18 protein-coding genes are annotated in these 17888 nt (G+C 58.5%); 7 read left to right on the top strand and 11 right to left on the bottom strand.

Annotated features, from left to right (window positions below):
- Nucleotides 1-9 precede the first annotated feature (9 nt).
- The 6 genes from QOL84_RS00385 to QOL84_RS00360 are packed head-to-tail and all read right to left on the bottom strand — an operon-like array spanning nt 10 to nt 7291.
- Nucleotides 10-1113, bottom strand: coding sequence for a hypothetical protein (locus QOL84_RS00385; RefSeq protein ID WP_129394768.1), 1104 nt, complete (start codon nt 1111-1113; stop codon nt 10-12).
- Complete coding sequence (locus tag QOL84_RS00380) at nt 1104-2336, bottom strand: MATE family efflux transporter (RefSeq protein WP_283435747.1); 1233 nt, start codon at nt 2334-2336, stop codon at nt 1104-1106. The genes QOL84_RS00385 and QOL84_RS00380 overlap by 10 nt, the downstream gene beginning before the upstream one ends.
- Nucleotides 2333-3445: a polysaccharide pyruvyl transferase family protein gene (locus tag QOL84_RS00375; protein ID WP_129394770.1), complete on the bottom strand. Its 1113-nt coding sequence runs from the start codon at nt 3443-3445 to the stop codon at nt 2333-2335. The genes QOL84_RS00380 and QOL84_RS00375 overlap by 4 nt, the downstream gene beginning before the upstream one ends.
- Nucleotides 3446-3459: 14 nt before the next feature.
- On the bottom strand, nt 3460-4542 hold the full coding sequence (locus QOL84_RS00370; RefSeq protein ID WP_346772233.1) for a glycosyltransferase family 4 protein: 1083 nt from the start codon (nt 4540-4542) through the stop codon (nt 3460-3462).
- A gap of 40 nt (nt 4543-4582) precedes the next feature.
- Nucleotides 4583-6811 (bottom strand): polysaccharide biosynthesis tyrosine autokinase, encoded by a 2229-nt coding sequence (locus QOL84_RS00365; RefSeq protein ID WP_283435745.1) that lies wholly within the window; start codon nt 6809-6811, stop codon nt 4583-4585.
- Nucleotides 6812-6850: 39 nt separating this feature from the next.
- Nucleotides 6851-7291, bottom strand: a complete 441-nt coding sequence (locus QOL84_RS00360; RefSeq protein ID WP_283435744.1) for a low molecular weight protein-tyrosine-phosphatase — start codon at nt 7289-7291, stop codon at nt 6851-6853.
- 292 nt (nt 7292-7583) lie between these two features.
- Between QOL84_RS00360 and QOL84_RS00355 the strand changes: the two genes are divergently transcribed.
- Entirely contained in the window at nt 7584-8537 is a 954-nt protein-coding gene (locus tag QOL84_RS00355) for a cellulase family glycosylhydrolase (protein WP_283435743.1), read from the top strand.
- Nucleotides 8538-8739: 202 nt separating this feature from the next.
- Entirely contained in the window at nt 8740-9666 is a 927-nt protein-coding gene (gene tal / locus QOL84_RS00350; RefSeq protein WP_283435742.1) for a transaldolase, read from the top strand.
- 215 nt (nt 9667-9881) lie between these two features.
- Here tal and rssC read toward each other — a convergent pair whose 3' ends face one another.
- Both rssC and rssB read right to left on the bottom strand, forming a co-directional pair.
- Nucleotides 9882-10364: an anti-sigma factor antagonist RssC gene (gene rssC / locus QOL84_RS00345; protein WP_042560140.1), complete on the bottom strand. Its 483-nt coding sequence runs from the start codon at nt 10362-10364 to the stop codon at nt 9882-9884.
- Nucleotides 10364-11545: a two-component system response regulator RssB gene (rssB, locus tag QOL84_RS00340; RefSeq protein ID WP_047302218.1), complete on the bottom strand. Its 1182-nt coding sequence runs from the start codon at nt 11543-11545 to the stop codon at nt 10364-10366. The genes rssC and rssB overlap by 1 nt, the downstream gene beginning before the upstream one ends.
- 276 nt (nt 11546-11821) lie before the next feature.
- Between rssB and QOL84_RS00335 the strand changes: the two genes are divergently transcribed.
- On the top strand, nt 11822-12121 hold the full coding sequence (locus QOL84_RS00335) for a PilZ domain-containing protein (RefSeq protein ID WP_283435741.1): 300 nt from the start codon (nt 11822-11824) through the stop codon (nt 12119-12121).
- A 52-nt stretch (nt 12122-12173) separates the two neighbouring features.
- On the opposite strand, the gene QOL84_RS00330 is transcribed toward QOL84_RS00335, so the two are convergent.
- Nucleotides 12174-12863, bottom strand: a complete 690-nt coding sequence (locus QOL84_RS00330; protein ID WP_283435740.1) for an MlaA family lipoprotein — start codon at nt 12861-12863, stop codon at nt 12174-12176.
- A gap of 197 nt (nt 12864-13060) precedes the next feature.
- Here QOL84_RS00330 and pcrP point away from each other — a divergent pair, with 197 nt between their 5' ends.
- Together pcrP and QOL84_RS00320 are read left to right on the top strand one after the other, a co-directional pair.
- Complete coding sequence (gene pcrP / locus QOL84_RS00325; RefSeq protein ID WP_283435739.1) at nt 13061-13681, top strand: HAD superfamily inactivated hydrolase PcrP; 621 nt, start codon at nt 13061-13063, stop codon at nt 13679-13681.
- A gap of 108 nt (nt 13682-13789) precedes the next feature.
- Complete coding sequence (locus QOL84_RS00320) at nt 13790-14053, top strand: DUF4404 family protein (protein ID WP_283435738.1); 264 nt, start codon at nt 13790-13792, stop codon at nt 14051-14053.
- Between the two features lie 172 nt (nt 14054-14225).
- Here the strand turns inward: QOL84_RS00320 and queF are convergent, their stop codons facing one another.
- Together queF and copI are read right to left on the bottom strand one after the other, a co-directional pair.
- Nucleotides 14226-15056, bottom strand: coding sequence for an NADPH-dependent 7-cyano-7-deazaguanine reductase QueF (gene queF / locus QOL84_RS00315; RefSeq protein ID WP_283435737.1), 831 nt, complete (start codon nt 15054-15056; stop codon nt 14226-14228).
- 61 nt (nt 15057-15117) lie between these two features.
- A complete protein-coding gene (gene copI, locus QOL84_RS00310) occupies nt 15118-15645 on the bottom strand; it encodes a copper-resistant cuproprotein CopI (protein ID WP_283435736.1) in 528 nt (175 codons plus the stop codon).
- A 173-nt stretch (nt 15646-15818) separates the two neighbouring features.
- Here copI and QOL84_RS00305 point away from each other — a divergent pair, with 173 nt between their 5' ends.
- Both QOL84_RS00305 and QOL84_RS00300 read left to right on the top strand, forming a co-directional pair.
- Entirely contained in the window at nt 15819-16499 is a 681-nt protein-coding gene (locus QOL84_RS00305; RefSeq protein WP_129394782.1) for a heavy metal response regulator transcription factor, read from the top strand.
- Nucleotides 16499-17845, top strand: a complete 1347-nt coding sequence (locus tag QOL84_RS00300) for a heavy metal sensor histidine kinase (protein ID WP_283435735.1) — start codon at nt 16499-16501, stop codon at nt 17843-17845. Before QOL84_RS00305 ends, QOL84_RS00300 begins: the two co-directional genes overlap by 1 nt.
- Nucleotides 17846-17888 lie beyond the last annotated feature (43 nt).

Below are 17888 nucleotides of genomic sequence, written 5' to 3'. Positions count from 1 at the left end.
GCACCCGCCTCAATTCAGAATTCTTGATTCAACCTGCACCGGTTTGTTTGCCCGCAGCATCAATCCGAGGCCGACGAACAACACTGGTACCACCATTGAAAAGTGCCGGGCGAAGGAGCCGAAGTCCGGTTCGAACAAACCTTGCACCAGCAGAAACGCCAGCGGGATCGCGATCAGTTCCTTGGGCTTGGTCTGGATCGGCGCGCCCTTGTAATCGGTCGAGGTGATGACTTTGAACAGCAGCAACGCAGTCATGATCATCAACGCGACGAAGATCACCTGGCCTGGTCCGGACAGCAGAATCAGCTCCACCGGGAACGACAGCCGGAAGAAAATGATCATCGAGTCCAGCGCTTGCGAGACGAAATCGCTGCCGCTGAGCCACGAGACGATCAACGACTTCGAGCCCTCCTCGCCCGCCGTGCGCAGTTCGTTGTTGCTGGCACGAATCGACGACACCGGGAAGCCCAGCGCAAGCTGGATCGACATCGCCACGGCCAGATAGAACAGGAACAGCATCAGGAAGAAGGTCGTGCGCGACACGTACTTTTTCATCACGCAGACACCGACCCACGACAGCGAAAACAGGATCCAGTAAGGCCGAATCAGCACGCCGTAGATCACCGCCGAGAGGAAAAAACCGCCACGGTATTTGCGCGATAACGAGCTGAGCAAAATGCTCAACACCGCCACCGAGACGATGATTTCCTTGGTCAGGTTTTCCAGAAAGAACGAGCGCACGATCCCCCACAGACAGAGGGTGCCGAAGATCGCCAACGGCATGCGGCGGAACACCACCACTGGAATCGCCGTGAGGAAAAAATTGCAGAACATGCCGTAGGCCCAGGCATTGGTCAGGTTGATCCCGGTGGGCCGCAACAGGAACGCCGAACACTCGTAGGACGAGCGATCCGGTGAGAACGGGTTCCAGAAATTGCAGTTGTCGGCCCGCGCGTAGGACGACCATAACGTCATCGCATCCGGCCCCGGATCGCGAGGAATCAACAACGGCATGGCCACCGACAGAAACAGCCCGGTGAAGAGGATCAGGAACGACAGCGAAGAGTCGAGTTTCTTGCCGCGAAACTCGATGCACGGCAACTTCAGGCCCATGACAACGCAGCCTTTTTCGCAGCGGTCACGCGGGTCAGCAAAGCAATCACGCCGAGCTGCACGACGATCGCAAAAACGTTGCCCCACGCGGCGCCATAGATCGAGTAATGCTTGATCAGCACATAGCTGACCGGCACCGAAACCAGCAGGCAGATCGCCGCACTGGCGAGCGAGACACGACTGTTTTTCGAGGCGATCAAACCACCCCAGACGATGTCGCCAATCGCACGCAAGGCAAAGGAGAAGATCAACACGCCGAGGATCGCATTGTCCGGACGCGGCACACGGGTGGCGACGTAATCGAGCACCACGTTGAAGAACAGATAAATCGCCACCGCCACCGCCGCCGACACCACCAGCGAACGCATGACCCACTTGTTGACGAACAATTGCTTGACCGTGAATGCCTGCTGGTCGGCCTGAAAACGCTTGGCCAACACGGGAATCCCGACCACCGCCACCACCGCATACGACAAGGCTTGCAAGGTGTTGGCCGCCGACCACGCGTAGACGTATTTACCGAGGCTGGCGTAGGGCTCCAGATCGATGATCAGAAAGCGTTCGGCGTATTGGCTCAACGCGATCAGACCGGTGCCGAGATAGAACGGCAAGCCGGCCTTCCACACCGTCGCCGTGGCCAAGGTCCCGGCGACTCGGCCCTTGTGCACGTTCACCACAATCAGGTAACCGGCGATGATCACCAACACGTTGGCCGCCACCCACAACCACAAGACACTGGCGACGCTCGACACCCAGCCGAACATCATTCCGGCTACGGCCAACATCGCCCACAAACCGGTCTTGATGAAGAACAGCAACGCGCCGGCCGTGGCTTTCTGCGCAGAAAACACGAAAGAGTTGATCTCGAACGACAGGTGTTCGGTGAGCAACACCAGGGTCACACAGAGGATCAGCGCAGCCGTCGCTTCAACCTGCTGGAACAGTGAATAGATCAGCACCGTCACCACCGACAACAGCAGCCCGACGGTCAGGTACAGCAACAGCACTTTGTCGACGACACGACGCGAGCTGCCGCCGACGCTGATCAGCCGATTGATCTCGGAACTGAAACCGACGCTGTAGAACTTCGACGCGATCAACGACGCGGCAACCACCACGCCGTAAAAACCCAGCGCCTCGTAACCGAGGTAATGGGTAAGCGCCAATACCAGCAAAAACTTCGCGCCCAAGGCTCCGCCGCGAAGCAGCAGCCGAAATATCATCGAACGACACCCTTGATGATGTCGTCCATGGCCACGGTTTTCGCTTCGATTTCACGGCAGGTGTCGGTCAGGCGCTTGCCGAAATTAGTCAGCGCGTCCGGGGCGTAAACCGTGTCGATGATCTTATCGACATCGATGTCGCCGCCATTGATCACCCAGTCTTCCACGCCCATGTCCTGATAGGCGCCAAAGCCTTTGCGCTCATAGCTGATGTGGTACGCCGGCACGCCAGAGAGCAGCGATTCGATGGCGCCGTGCAAGCGCACGGAAATCACCAGGTCCGGCTGATATTTGGCGATCGTCGCCTTCAGCGACAGCAAGTCTTCAGTAATGCCCAGCTCGCGATAGAACGCACCGTCATCGTTGCCACGCACCGCGCTCTGTACGGCGCAAACCACTTTGCTTTTGTTCTTCAGGCGCTGCAGCAGCAACTTCAGATTGGCCACGTAAGCGACTTTCTTTTCCTTGCTCCACTCCGGCGGCTTGCGCAGCACCACACAGACGGTGGCGGGCGAAGCAGCGCAGCGGGTGAACTTCGGCTGTTGGAGGATTTTGCTCGCCAGCGACTGCACTGCCAGATCCGGCGCGCGGTAGACGTTTTCACAGGCGTCGAAGATCGCTGAGGAACGGTTATCGCGCACGAACACCGCGTCGGCGCTGGCGTAATGCTCGACGATCTGGCTGCTCTCGCCGTGGAACGGGCCGATGCTTTGCGGCAGGTACACCGACGGCACTTTGCTGAGGATCGCGGTTTCCAATTGCTTGGCGTGGCCGAGCTTCAACTTGATGTGTTCGAAAGCGCTTTTCGAGCGCATGTAGCCGCCACCGACGCCGACGATCAGATCGGTTTTGCGCAACAGGTCCGCCAGCCCCGCGTAGGACTGGTTGAGAAACACTGCCTGCTTGACCCGGCCCAGGCCCTTGGCCGCCATCACCGGCGCATCGAAACGCGGGTGCGGTAAGTAGCTGAAAGAGTCCGGGTCGGACGCCACCACACTGATCGCGGTGTCATCGCCAAAGTTGCGCTGCACCAGGGCAATGGCCAGATCGACGAGCAGGCCGTCACCGGAGTTGGACGCACTGTAGCCATGCAAAATCGTTACGTTCATAAGCTGAGTTCTACTTAATAAGTGGGAGCGCAATACACGTCGTAGGTCTGGCGGATCATCAACGCGGCGCTGAAGCGCTCACGGACAATGCTGCGCCCTTCGGTGCCGAGGTCGAGTAACCGCGGCTTCTGGATTTGCGCCAGCACATCGGCCAACGCCTGGTGATCACCGGACGGAAACACGTAGCCCGACACGCCGTGCGTAACCAGTTCCGGCAGCGAGGTGCAATTGCTCGCAATCACCGGCAGCCCCATCGCCATGCCTTCCAGCGGCACCATGGCAAACCCTTCCCAGCGACTCGGCACGATCAGCGCATCGGCTTTTTGATACAGCGCCTGCACTTCGCCCGGGGTGACCCAAGGTAAATATTCGACGGCGTCCATCGGCGGGCACTCGACCGAGTCCTCGTTCACCGCGCTGCCGACCACCGTCAGTTTCAGGTCATTGCGCTGCACCTTGGCGAAGGCCTTGAGCAGCACATCAAAGCCTTTCTGGTAGTCGAGACGGCCGACGAACAGCAGGTGAATCGGCTCGGGACTCGCCGCTTTCGGTGCCTCGTCCTTGTGATGAATGCCGTTGTAGATGAGCTTCATCCGTTTGCGTTCAATGCCGAAGCGCGCGGCTTTATCCAGTTCGTACTGGCTGACGCAAATGATCACGTCGGTGACCTTTTGCAGCACCCGCTCGATCCACGCATAGACTTTCTGTTTGATCGGCGAGCTTTCCATCAGGAACGAAAACGCATGCGGGCAGTAGACGATTTTCGGCTTGCGCCACGGTCGCAACAGCACGCACACGCAACGGCCGATCACCCCGGAAAAGGTGCTGTGCAAATGCACCACATCGGGTTTTTCCTTGAGCAGCACCTGGCTAAGGCGCCAGGCGAAGCGCAGCAACGACGGCCCATTGCGGCCGGTACGAGCGAACGTGCGAATCTGTTCTGCGCCGATCCCGTGCAGCTCTTTTGCCTGATCGTCCGGCACCAGATACACCAGCTCGTAGTTCGCCGCATCATCCTCGGGGGATGCCGAAATCGTGCGGATAACGGTCGCGACGCCACCTTTGATCGTCTCTGCCACGTGCAGTATTTTCTTCACAACTCACCCACTTCAAACAGGAAAGAACAATCGCTGACAGTCAGGATTTGTCGGACGCGTATTCGTAGTTGTAATAGCCGTAGCCGCCGTTGCCGTAGTAACTGGCCGCGCGCTTCTCGACACCGTTGAATACCGCGCCCTTCAACTCGATACCGTTCTGTGCGAAACGGCGAATGGTCAGTTCGATCTCTTTGGCCGGGTTCACCCCGAAGCGCGTGACGATCAGACTGATCCCGGCTTCACGGCCGACAATTGCCGCATCGGTCACAGCCAGCAGCGGCGGCGTATCGATGATCACCAGGTCGTAGCGCTCGCTCAGTTCGGCGAGCAGCTCGCGGAAGTTGGCGTGCATCAACAGTTCCGAAGGATTCGGCGGCACCTGGCCGCGACTGATGAAGTGCAAGTTGTCGACTTCGACCCGGTTGATCGCCTGCTCGATGCTGCAGCGTTTGACCAGCAGGTCCGAGAGGCCATTGGTGATCGGTGTGTTAAGGGTTTTGTGCAGATGCCCTTTGCGCATGTCGGCATCGATCAGCACCACGCGCTGGCCGCTCAGCGCCATGACGGCAGCGAGGTTGGACGAGACGAAGGTTTTGCCGACCTGCGGGCTCGGCCCGGAAATCATGATGCGGTTGTTGGTTGAATCGAGGCCGGCGAAGTGCAGACAGGTGCGCAGGCTGCGAATCGATTCGATCGACAGATCGGTCGGGTTGCGCAAGGCCAACAGGTAAGCAGGCTTATCGACGCCGTCGCGCGCACGACCTTTTTTGCTGTCCTCTTCCTGCTGCAAGGCGCTGTAGGGAATCGATGCGTACACCGGCAGGCCAAGCTGCTCGATGGCTTCGGGACCTTCCAGACCACGACTGAGGGATTTACGCAGCAGCACCAGCACCACGCCGACGAAGGCACCGAGGAATGTGGCGATGATAACGATCAGGGCTTTTTTCGGCTTGACCGGGCTGGTCAGGTCGACATCCGCCGCATCGACCAGACGCACGTTACCCACGGCACCGGCGCGAACGATGTCCAGCTCTTGGGATTTGTTCAGCAACTGCGTGTAGATCTGCGAGGCCACTTCGACATCGCGGGTCAGGTTGAGCAGCTCTTGTTGGGTCGCGGGCAGATCGCCGACCTTGCCTTCCAGCGACTTCTGTTGCTGGGTCAGTTCGCCGATCTGGCTCATCAACGCGCGATAGGCCGGGTGTTGTTTGGTGAACTTGCGGTCCATCTCCGCCTGCTGCATTTTCAGCTCGGAAATCCGCGTTTCGAGCGCGACGGACTGACCGAGCACCGATTGCGTTTCCAGCGAGATGTTCACGGTTTTGCCGTGGGTCTGATAGGCGTTCAGCGCGTCGCTGGCCTTGGCCAGATCACGCTTGACCTGGGGCAACTGGCTTTGCAGGAATGCCAGGCTTTGCGCCGCTTCCGCCGAAGTACGACGGACGTTTTGATCGACGTACAGCGCAGCGATCTTGTTGAGGATTTTCACCGCTTCAGCCGCGTCGCTGCTGGCCAGCGCCAGTTTGATAATCCCCGATTCCTTGCCCTGCTCGGAGATATCCAACGCATCCTGATAACCCTGGATGGTCACGATACGTGGATTGCGCACCACTTCGAAACGCGTGCCGGGGTTGGCCTGCAGTTGCGTGATCTGCCCTTCCACACCGTCCTGCGCGAAGGCTTCACCGGCAACGCCGTCGACCAGCAGGTTGTCGTTGTCATCGAGCAACCGGAAGCGCTTTTGTTCACCAGCGATGAGGGTGAGTTTCTTGCCGAGCAGCTCTTTCGGCAGATTGAGCCGGGCAAACTCCAGGCGCTCGCCGCCCCAGGCGTAACTGTTCAATCCGAAACGCGGCGCAGCGACGCTGGTCTCGGTCTCGCCGCGATAACGACGGGCAAGAAAACCGCCAATCACCGGGAAGTTATTCGGCGTGACATCGATATCCAGACGCAGATCGTCAACGGTTTTGCCGATCACCGCGCGGGACTTGATGATGCCGATTTCGGTCACTGACGGCGATTGCCCACCGAGCATGCTGTTGAGGTCGGAGAAGCCGAGCATGTCGTTCTTTTTCGGCTCGACCTGCACCAGCGCATTCGCCAGGTACACCGGGGTGGCCAGAACCGCATAGGCCACGCCGGTGACCATGAAGGCACCGGTAAGCGCACCGATCAGCCATTTCTGGTCGATCAGGCTGCCGAATATGCCGAGCAGATCAATACTGTCTTGATCGTTGTCACGGGTGCCGATTACTGACGGTAACTGCATAAGTCTGTTCTTACCATTCACTGTTCTGAAGAATATTGATCAATGCCCGAGGCGCTGCGCCCATGAACTAACAGCATCTTCAATCAATGCATGAGCATGAATAAAAGCGGCCTGGCCTTGACGATACGGGTCTTGTATTTCGCGCTCGCTCTGCCATTTGCCGAGTAGAAACACTTTGCCCCTCGCGTGAGCGGCAATCTTCAGTACTTGATTTACATGCTGTTTTTCCATCACCAGAATCAAGTCTGATTCGTTGACGATGTCCGAAGTCAGTTGCCGCGCCTTGAACGCTTCGGCACTGTGCCCATGGTTTTCCAGGACCTCGCGGGCCGAAGGCTCGACGCCTTCGCCGACCCTGGCGGACAAGCCCGCAGAGGACACGGTGATCGCTGAAGAGGCCAGCGCGTTACGCAGCAACAGTTCTGCCGTCGGACTCCGGCAAATATTGCCCACGCAGACAACTAGGATCTTTCTGAACAAGGTTTTACTTTCCCGTGTAATGTCAAACGGCCAACATGCGAGAGAACTTTAGTGAACCCTCTAGATCTTTCTGCACTCAGAAATAGACTCGCCGTGTTAGTACCGGAGCATTAAGTACCACAGCGTTTTATAGCGCCCCAACCACAATTAGCGGACTAAAAATAACTGTGATTTTCAGCCGATTGATTTCCGACAAAAAATAACATTCGCGCACTAAGTGCCATCATCCTTATCGAAAATTGAGAAACGAGATAAATATTCGCTGTTGTCACTTCTCTTCGGGAGAGCAGACATGAAATCCGTACATCTCAAAAAACTCGGCGCCCTGGCGCTACTGATGCTGGGTGCCACTCAGGTTCACGCCAGCGAACTGTTCCCTAACCTTCCAGCCAAGAACATCGGCGTTCAGGTGAAAATCCAGAACTTCACGGCAGCCGACGCCGCGCAGATCAAAACGGCAGGCTTCGGTTTTGTCCGCTTCGGCGTGTGGAGCGATAGCCTGACTGCCAAGGCTTATCAACAACAAGTCAGCGACGCTTTTGCGGCGGCCAAGTCGGCAGGGCTGGAAGTCTTGCTGACGGTGCGGGCGATCAAGCCATTGCCCGCCACATCGAACGCCGAACTGACCAGCGCCGGTGAAGGCTTCGCCAAAGCGGTGACCGGCCTGGAACAGACGTACGGCTCGCAAATGGTCGCGATTGAGTTATGGAACGAGCCGGATCTGGAAACTTACTGGCCGACGGGCAAGTTCGACACCACGTTTGTGCCGTTCATGAGCGCCGTGTGCAAGACGCTGCAAGGGCAACCGCCTTCGACGCCGGTAATCGGTTACGGCTTCGCCCGGCCACCCAGCGCAGGCTCGGCCTCTACCGTGGCGCTTAATCGTATCGTCAGCGAATACCCGAAATGCCTGAGCGCGGTGTCCTATCACCCCTATGGCATGACGGCCACGCAGATCAGCAATGCGCAGGCGTTTATCCAGCAGAACTTCCATCTGCCGGGGGTCATCAGTGAATGGGGCATCTCGGCACTCGCCTCCAATGGCGGGCCTGAAGGGCAAGCGAGCAAGATCAACGCGTTTATCGGCGATGTCAAAAGACTCAACATCCCGCTGACCTCCATCTATGAATGGAAGAACAGTGAAACGGGCAGCAATGAACGCGAGAAGAACTTCGGCCTGCTGACGTCCGACGGGCAACCGAAACCGGCGCGCATGTCGGTCGAAGCCCTGTTGAACGCCCAATAGCGCCCGCACAACCGACCTGTACGCAGGTCGGTTGCTTTGAACCTGTTGGCTGTTTTGGCATCGTATTCATCGATAGCCGCCCCGACCTTTCAAACAATCGTTTTCAGGTTGTTGCCGCAGGGGCCATCGATACACGCACGCGCCCTTGAGTGACTGTCAGCGCTCGGGTAATGTCATCAGACCCATAGGATAGAGCACGCCCATGACTTCCAAGCTGGAACAACTCAAACAGTTCACCACCGTGGTTGCCGACACTGGCGACTTCGAAGCGATCGCCCGGGTCAAGCCGGTAGACGCCACCACCAACCCTTCGCTCCTGCTCAAGGCCGCGGCCATTCCGGCGTATGCCGAGCTGCTGAATGCTTGTGTCAGCGACTGCAAGGGTGATGTCGGCCTGGCCAGCGACCGTTTCGGCGTTGCGGTCGGCCAGGAAATTCTCAAAGTGATCCCGGGCCGTATTTCCACCGAAGTGGATGCGCGCCTGTCGTTCGACAAGGATGCCGTGCTGAAACGCGCGCATCGCCTGATCGAGCTGTATGACAAGGCCGGCGTTGGCCGCGACCGCGTCCTGATCAAGATCGCCTCGACCTGGGAAGGCATCCGCGCCGCCGAAGTGTTGGAAAAGGAAGGCATCCAGACCAACCTGACCCTGCTGTTCTCCTTCGCCCAGGCAGCCGCATGCGCTGACGCCGGGGTGTTCCTGATTTCGCCGTTCGTGGGCCGCATCTACGACTGGTACAAAAAGGCCAACGGCAACGACTACACCGGCGCTGATGATCCGGGCGTACAGTCGGTAACGCGCATCTACAACTACTACAAGGCCAATGACTACAAGACTGTGGTCATGGGCGCGAGCTTCCGCAACCTGAATCAGATCGAGCAGTTGGCGGGCTGCGACCGCCTGACCATCAGCCCGGACCTGATCGACAAGCTGGCAGCCGACACGGGCAAGCTGGAGCGCAAATTGGCTCCGGGCCACGCCGGTGAAGCGCGTCTGAACCTCAACGAAGCGCAATTCCGCTGGTTGTCCAACGAAGACGCGATGGCTACCGAGAAACTGGCTGAGGGTATTCGTCAGTTTGCCCGCGACCAGGAGAAGCTTGAGGCGTTGTTGCAGGCCAAGCTGTGATCTGAGCTGGCGAAATGCAAAAAGGGCGAACCTGTTAAGGTTCGCCCTTTTTTGTGCCTGCGGGGAAATTCGTGGTGATCTTGCGGCCGCTTTCGCGAGCAGGCTCGCTCCTACAGGGGATCTGTGGAGCGATTGCGATTATGTGGCTAATGAAGAACCTGTAGGAGTGAGCCTGCTCGCGATAGGGCCAGCAGCCCCTACCCCATTTCAGACCATCAATGTCTTTCGAGGGCATTCACCAGATCATGGAACGCTTCACGATTGGAATCGTTCAGCCCCATGAGGATCTTGTGTGCTTCGAGCACCTTGATCCGCACCACTTCTTCCGACTGGTCCTGATCCGGCAGGTCGTCCAGGCACTCGGGGCATGGCACCGGGTGATTGACGATGTTGAACACCTGCTCGAAGCCCATCGATTGCAGCAGACGGGTGATGTCATCGTGGGTGGTGACGACGGTCGGCAACAAGCCGACCTTCTGCCGCGACAGGATCGACAGTTTGGCCAACAGGCCCAACGTCGTGCTGTCGATGCTGCGGGTTTCGGTCAAATCGATCACGATCGCGTTGAAATTCAACGCGGTGAAGATTTTCTCAATAGTCGCATCCAACGCCGAACACAGGGTCAGGCGAACTTCACCGACGAACTTCAGGACGAAGGTGCCGTCCTGCTCGGCGAACTGGATTCTACCGGTACTCATTAAAGATTCCTGCTCAACACCAACAGGGCGATATCATCCGGCATCTCCCCTAGCGTGGCCAATCCAAACACTTGCCGCAGACCATCCAGGCTGCCGCCCGCCGACTTCACCCGTTGAGGCAAAGCGGCTTCTTTTTCTTTGAGCGTAGGTTCTGGCAAAAGATCCAGAATGCCATCCGACATCAGCGTCAGGCTGAACGTCGGCGGCAGCTCAAGCACGTGATCTTCGTAGGTGGCTTCATTGAAGAGGCCAACCGGCAGACCGCGTCCTTCGAGATAACGAACACTGTCAGGCGTGTACAACACAGGCAACGGCAGATGGCCGCCGATGCTATAGGTCAACAAACCGGTCTCCTCGTCGATGACTCCACCGACCATTGTGACGTGTTTACCCAGCTTACAACTGATCAGCCCCCGGTTGATATGACCAAGGACTTCCGAAGGCTTGAATTCCGGCAAAGTGCCGTTGCGCTTGGATTCGAACAGCAAGCGCGTGGTCATGAACTTCAGCAGCACGGTGACAAAGGCCGAAGAGGCGCCATGACCGGATACATCCGCCAGGTAGAACGCGACCCGGCGCTCGTCGACACGGAAATAGTCGACAAAATCACCCGACAGATACAACGACGGGATGATCTGGTGCGCAAACTTGAACTCGTCGATGCTCCACGGGCTTTCCGGCAGCATGTTCATCTGCACCTGGCGACCGGCGTTCTGGTCTTCCTGGAGCAGGTTCAGGCTCGCCTCAAGCTCGCGATTGGCCTTTTCCAGCTTCTCGCGGTAGCGCTGGTTTTCCAGCAGCAGGCGCGCACGATCCAGGGCCCGGCGCACGGAGTGCTCGAGCACGGCCAGATCTTCGAGAGGCTTGATCAGGTAGTCCGCCGCGCCCAGGCGCAGGGCCTCGACCGCGTCGTTCATCACGCCGGCACCCGAAACCACGATCACCGGCGTTTGCGGCGACAGCTCGGTGACCTGACGGATGAGTTCGAGACCGCCCATCTGCGGCATGCGCAGATCGCAGATGACCAAGTCGGGCTTGTCTTGCTCGAATACCTGAAGACCCTGTTGGCCGTTGCTGGCCTGCAGGACACTGAAACCACTGTCTTCCAAATAGGCCGCGAGACTCGCGCGCACTACTTCGTCATCATCGATTATCAGCAGCGTGGCACTGGTTTTTGGCATGTGGGCAAACGGCGCCAGAATTAGGTTGGCGTAGTTGGCTGGGCATTTTGGCCCTGCGCAGACTACTGGATTCGCTTTCTAGCCACTCTGTTGCACCGCTTTCGAGCGTTCGCCCTGCACACGGTTACACCAGAGGTGCCCTTCTAAGGCGCAGACGGTACTCCCATCCGCAGAGCGTTTCAAGCATGCGCCGATGGTCGCTTGACGACTTTACTTGTCAAATCACCGAGAGTTATAAGAACAGCTCAAACCGTAACCCAATGGAAGGACGCAAGCATGAGTCAAACCGGTCGGGACTACAGCGAAAAGCGCGATTTCATCCGCATGCGGGTCGATGCCGATGTCGTGTTGATTCATGCAGGCGATCAGGTTTCAGCGACCTGCATCGATCTGTCCAGCAGCGGCATGCAGGTCGAAGCACCGCGACAGTTCACGGTTGGCGACCGTTTGCGGGTGCGCATCGACTCCGATCACGCGGCGCTCAGCGGCCTCGAAGCGGAGACCGAAGTGGTCTGGGTCAAGGCGCAGGATGGCGACAGCCAGAGGCTCGGGCTGAGCATTCTTGCGATGAAATAGCTGCACACAAAAAAGGCGACCCTGAGGTCGCCTTTGTTTTTACCGGTCGAGATTAAAAATCGTCTTCGACCTGGCCATCCTTCACCTTGAACTCGCGGTTCTGCAGGTAGGCATTGCGGATGAAGGTGTATTTGTCGCCGCTGATCAGTTTCTCGCTCGACAGCAGGCTGGCGCGGGTGTCGACGATGTTCAGGCCGAAGATCGAGTTACGCGCTGGCACATCGTTGATGTAGCGGTACATGCCGGTGTAGCTGTCGACGTATTTCGACGGTGCATCACGCAGGGTGCTTGGGCCGAGCAATGGCAGCATCACGTACGGACCGCTGCCGACACCCCAGTAGCCGAGGGTCTGACCGAAGTCTTCATCGCTGCGGTTCAGGCCCATTTTGGTGCCGACGTCGAAGAAACCGAGCAGACCGAAAGTGGTGTTGAAGATCAGGCGTGCCGTGTCGACGCCAGCGGCGGCCGGTTTGCCCTGCAGAACGTTGTTCGCCAGGTTGGTGACATCACCGACGTTGCGGAACATGTTGTGGATGCCGTCTTCGACAAACTGCGGCGTGACAAACTCATAACCCTGCGCCAGAGGCTTCAGCGCGTAGGTATCAACGAAGTCGTTGAACTGGAAGATCGGACGGTTGACGCTTTCCCAAGGGTCTTCTTCCGTTGCGGCCTGAGTGGCGAACGGCGCCAGCAACAGGCCGGCATAGACACAAAGCTGAGCGAGCGGATGGCTCCAGCGCATAGAAAAACTCCTTGGATTTGTACTGTCGCGGGCAACTGGGCTCACGCATTAAGGCCGCTAGTATAAGCGCAAAAGCCCATTTGGGCAGTCCGGGAATGCACTGACTTGTAGGACATTTCCTGCACGCCCTTTCACGCGGCTGTCATCCAACTGTCACCGACAAACCCTAGCCTTGTGGCTATTTCAGGGACGTTGCCATGTCACATGCCGAAACCTTGCCTATCGCTGCGCCCAGTCTGACCGCCGTGCTGTTCGGACTCAGCGGTTGCTTGGTGGATTTCGGCGCCCGCGCCCGGCAACAGACTCCCGCCGCGTCCGCACACGCCGATGCCACACCGGGTGCGCTCGAAAGCTTGCACAGCTTGCAGCGGCAGCAGATTCCCTGTGCCTGGCTCGATGACTTGCCCCCTACCCTCGCACAACCGCTGTCGGCTGCGCTGCCGGCCTGGATCAAATCACCGCAACATTCGGCAACAATCAATCCATGGCCGGCGCCCAACGCCTGCTGGCAAGCCTTGATGGATCTCAACGTCAGCAGTCTCGATGGCTGCGTCTTGGTCAGCGGCGAACCGCGCCTGCTGCAATCGGGCCTGAATGCCGGGCTGTGGACCATTGGCCTGGCGTCGTGCGGTTCGCTGTGCGGCCTGGCGCCAAACGAGTGGCAGGCCCTGAGCCAGAAAGAACGCGAGCAACTGCGCGGCAAGGCCACGATGCAGCTGTTCGGGCTCGGCGTACATTCGGTGATCGATCACCTGGGCGAGCTCGACAACTGTCTCGCCGACATCCGCCTGCGCCGCCTCAAAGGCGAAAAGCCCTGATCGGGATCATGCACACCTGACGAGAGTGGATTAATCTAAAGGTCAGCCATAGACCTTTGGCGCGCGGCTGCGGTCAATGCCAGTGCCTCTCGATAAAAGGAAAACACCATGCCCGCCCAAGAACTGCAAAAACAGCTCGAAACCCTGCGCGAGCAGCTGGAACAGAATCCGCCGCTGTCGGAAGTCGAACGGGAAGATTTGCACGCGCTGATGGCGCAGATCGAATCGGAAATTCAACTGGAGAATGCTACTCAGGACGCCAGCATTGCCGACGGCGTGAACCTTGCGGTCGAACGGTTTGAAGTCGAACACCCGGCCATTGCCGGCACCCTGCGCAATATCGTCAACGCGCTGGGTAGCATGGGGATCTGATTCCCCAGCCATACAAAAAAGCCCTGCCATCACTGGCAGGGCTTTTTCACTTCCGGACTGGCAATGCAATCCCCTGTAGGAGTGAGCCTGCTCGCGATAGCGGTGTGTCAGTTAACATCATCGTCAACTGACTCACCGCTATCGCGAGCAGGCTCACTCCTACAGTTGATCTTTATTGACGCACGAGCCGGTGATTCGGCAGCTGTACGCTTTCGGTGCTGCGGTACGGGTTGATGTCCAACCCTCCGCGACGCACGTAACGTGCAAACACGGTCAGCTTTTCCGGTTTCAGCAGGCGCTGCAGATCAAGGAAAATCCGCTCCACACACTGCTCATGGAAATCTGAGTGCTGGCGGAAGCTGACGATGTATTCGAGCAAGCTCGCATGATCCAGCGCCGATCCGCGATATTCCACCACGACACTGCCCCAGTCCGGCTGACTGGTCACCGGGCAGTTGGATTTGAGCAAATGGCTGTAAACCGTCTCCTCGACGATCCGCGAGTCATCGCAACGCAGCAGTTCCGGGCGCGGATGCTCATAGTTGCTGACGCTGATATCCAGATCGTCGATGCACACGCCCGGCAATGCCACGACGCCTTCCGCTTCTACATCCTTCAGACTACGCACGCGCACGCCCACCGGTTTGCCGGCGGCGGCCGACAAATCCTTGACCAGCGTCGCTTCCAACGTGCCAACGTCGGCAAACGGCGTCTGGTTCAGCGAGTTCAGGTACAGCTTGAACGACTTCGATTCGATGATGTTCGGCGAATCCGCCGGGATGCTGAATTCAGCGATCGCCACCACCGGTTTGCCGGAAGGCAGCAGCCACGACAGCTCGAAGCAGTTCCAGAAATCCACGCCTTTATACGGCAGGGTTTCGGCGGTCAGGCCCAGTTCGGCCCATTTCGCGGTGCGCGGAATCGGGAACAGCAGGGACGGCGTGTACGTGGCGATGTATTCGCTGGATTTGCCCAGCGGCGAGTGTTCGGCTGCGGGATGCATGGCGGAAACCTGACTGAAGAATCAGCGGATTCTACCAGCCTTTGCGCGCGCCTTTGAGTGCTTACTGACTGACAGTCAATTTGCCGACCATGCCCGCCTGGTAATGCCCGGGAATATTGCAGGCGAATTCCAGGCTCGTGGCCTTGCTGAACGTCCAGGTCAGCTCGGCGGACTTGCCCGGTTCGACCAGCACACTGTTCGGGTCATCGTGTTTCATGGTGTGGCCCATTGCGGCGTGATCCATGCCCGCCATGTCGTGGGACATTTCCTTCATGCCAGTAGGCGTGAGCATGCCGCTTTGCTGCATCTGCAACATTTCCTGCTGGTGTTTGGCGTGCATTGCCGCGTCACCCAGGTTGAACTCGTGCAACAACTGGCCTTTATTCACCAGCACAAAACGCACGGTCTCACCGGCCTTGACCTGAATCGCCTTCGGGTCGAACGACATGTCGTTCAGCACCACTTCAACGCTGCGCGTGGCTTGGGCGGCGGGCGCCGGCTGGCCGAAGTCGTAGGTGTGCGCGGGGGCTGCCCACACCGGCGAACTCAACGCCAACAAACACAAGGCCAGGGATTTACGCAAAAACATGGTCGTACTCCAACAAGATAAGGTTCAGCTTGTGGGAAACTTTAGCCGGCCTGCGCTGGCATCAAGCTGACAGGCAGATTACAACTTTGTCAGGTTGGCGCCTGTCGTCTGCTGTCACGCTATAAAGCTTTCGTTACCAGAACCCGAATCACCCCGGACAACCCGAGTCGCCCATGAAACTGTTGATCGTCGAAGACCAAGCAAAAACCGGCCAATACCTGCGCCAGGGCCTGACTGAGGCCGGGTTCAACACCGAGCTGGTGGCCGACGGCAACAGCGGCCAGCAATTGGCCTTGAGCGGTGAGTATGCGCTGTTGATCCTCGATGTGATGTTGCCGGGGCGCAATGGCTGGCAGATTCTGCACGCGGTGCGCAGTGCCGGGCTGGATACGCCGGTACTTTTTCTGACCGCCAAAGACGCAGTGGAGGACAGGGTTCACGGCCTCGAACTGGGTGCCGACGATTATCTGGTCAAACCGTTCGCCTTCTCCGAACTGCTGGCGCGGGTACGCAGCCTGTTGCGTCGCGGCAGCGGCACGCCGCAGGAAACCAGTCTGCAACTGGCCGATCTGCGCCTGGATCTGATCCGTCGCCGGGTCGAACGCAGTGGCCAGCGCATCGACCTGACCGCCAAGGAATTCGCCCTGTTGGAAATGCTCTTGCGTCGCCAGGGCGAAGTGCTGCCGAAATCGCTGATCGCCTCGCAGGTCTGGGACATGAATTTCGACAGCGACACCAATGTCATCGAAGTGGCAATTCGCCGCTTGCGTCTGAAGATCGACGACGACTTCCCCAACAAACTGATCCACACCGTACGCGGCATGGGCTATGTGCTTGAAGAGCGCGCAGTCTGATGCGCCGACTGTCCTTGAGTTCACGCCTGGCCTTGTTGTTTGCCGCTTGCACCGCCGTGGTTTCGTTGTTCGCCGGGGTGTTGTTCAACCGTGCCAGCGAGGCGCATTTCATCGAACTCGACCAGCAACAACTGGATGGCAAACTGATTGGCCTGCGCCGCGCCCTGCAGGATCTTCAGCCTGCTCAGCGTGAAGTGCGACTCGCGGATGAGCTCAGTCGTCAAGCCGATTTGTCGCTACGTATCACCGGCGCTGATGGCCAGCGCTGGTATGACAGTTCGACGCAGATTCCCAGGAATTTCCCCCAACAAACCGGCTTGTCGACGATCAGCAATGACGGCACCGATTACCGCGTGCTCAACGCCCCGCTCTATCCCGATAAAACCGATTCGCCACAACTGAGCCTGCTGCTCGACATCACCCATCACCAACACTTCCTGCAACGCATGCAGCACTTGATCTGGCTCACGGTCGGGCTCTCGGCATTGGCGACGGCGCTGCTCGGTGCCTGGGCGGCACGCAGCGGTTTGCGCCCGTTGCGGCGCATGAGCGCGGTGGCCCGTGGGATTTCCGCACAGTCGCTGAATGCCCGCCTGTCGCAAGAGCAAATGCCGCCAGAGCTTGCGGAAATGGCCCACAGCTTCAACGCCATGCTCGCACGACTCGACGACTCGTTTCAGCGCCTCTCGGCGTTCTCTGCTGACATTGCCCATGAATTGCGCACGCCACTGTCGAACCTGCTGACCCACACGCAAGTCACCCTCACCCGTCCAAGGCCGATCGAGGATTACCGCGAAGCGCTGCACAGCAACCTCGAAGAGCTGCAATGGATGGCGCAACTGGTCAACGACATGCTGTACCTGGCCAAAGCTGACCACGGTTTGCTGATGCCCAAGCGTGAACCGCTGGAACTGAAGGATGAGGCTGATGTGTTGCTGGAGTTTTTTGCGCCGCTGGCGGAGGACGCCGGAGTGACGTTGACACGTGAGGGTCATGCGCGGATCGAAGGTGACCGCAACATGTTGCGCCGCGCTTTGTCGAATTTGCTCGATAACGCGCTGCGGTTTACCCCGGCTGGGGGTGATTTGAGCGTGCGGATCGTTGATCAACCGGGCGCTGTGCGTATTTCGGTTGAAAACAGTGGAAAAGGGATTTCAACAGAATTGTTACCGCGATTGTTTGACCGGTTTTATCGGGCCGACCCGGCGCGACAGGAAGGCAGCAGTGAGCATGCGGGGCTGGGGTTGGCGATTACACAGTCGATCGTCCGGGCCCATGGTGGGCAGATTCATTGCGAATCAGAGTTGGGGTGGACGCGCTTTGTGATCGAGTTGCCTCGAACCTGATCGTTCCCACGCTCTGCGTGGGAATGCCGCCCGGGACGCTCCG

This window comes from Pseudomonas helmanticensis (genome assembly GCF_900182985.1).
Taxonomy (GTDB): domain Bacteria; phylum Pseudomonadota; class Gammaproteobacteria; order Pseudomonadales; family Pseudomonadaceae; genus Aquipseudomonas; species Aquipseudomonas helmanticensis.
This window is presented reverse-complemented; position numbering and strand designations above follow the sequence as displayed.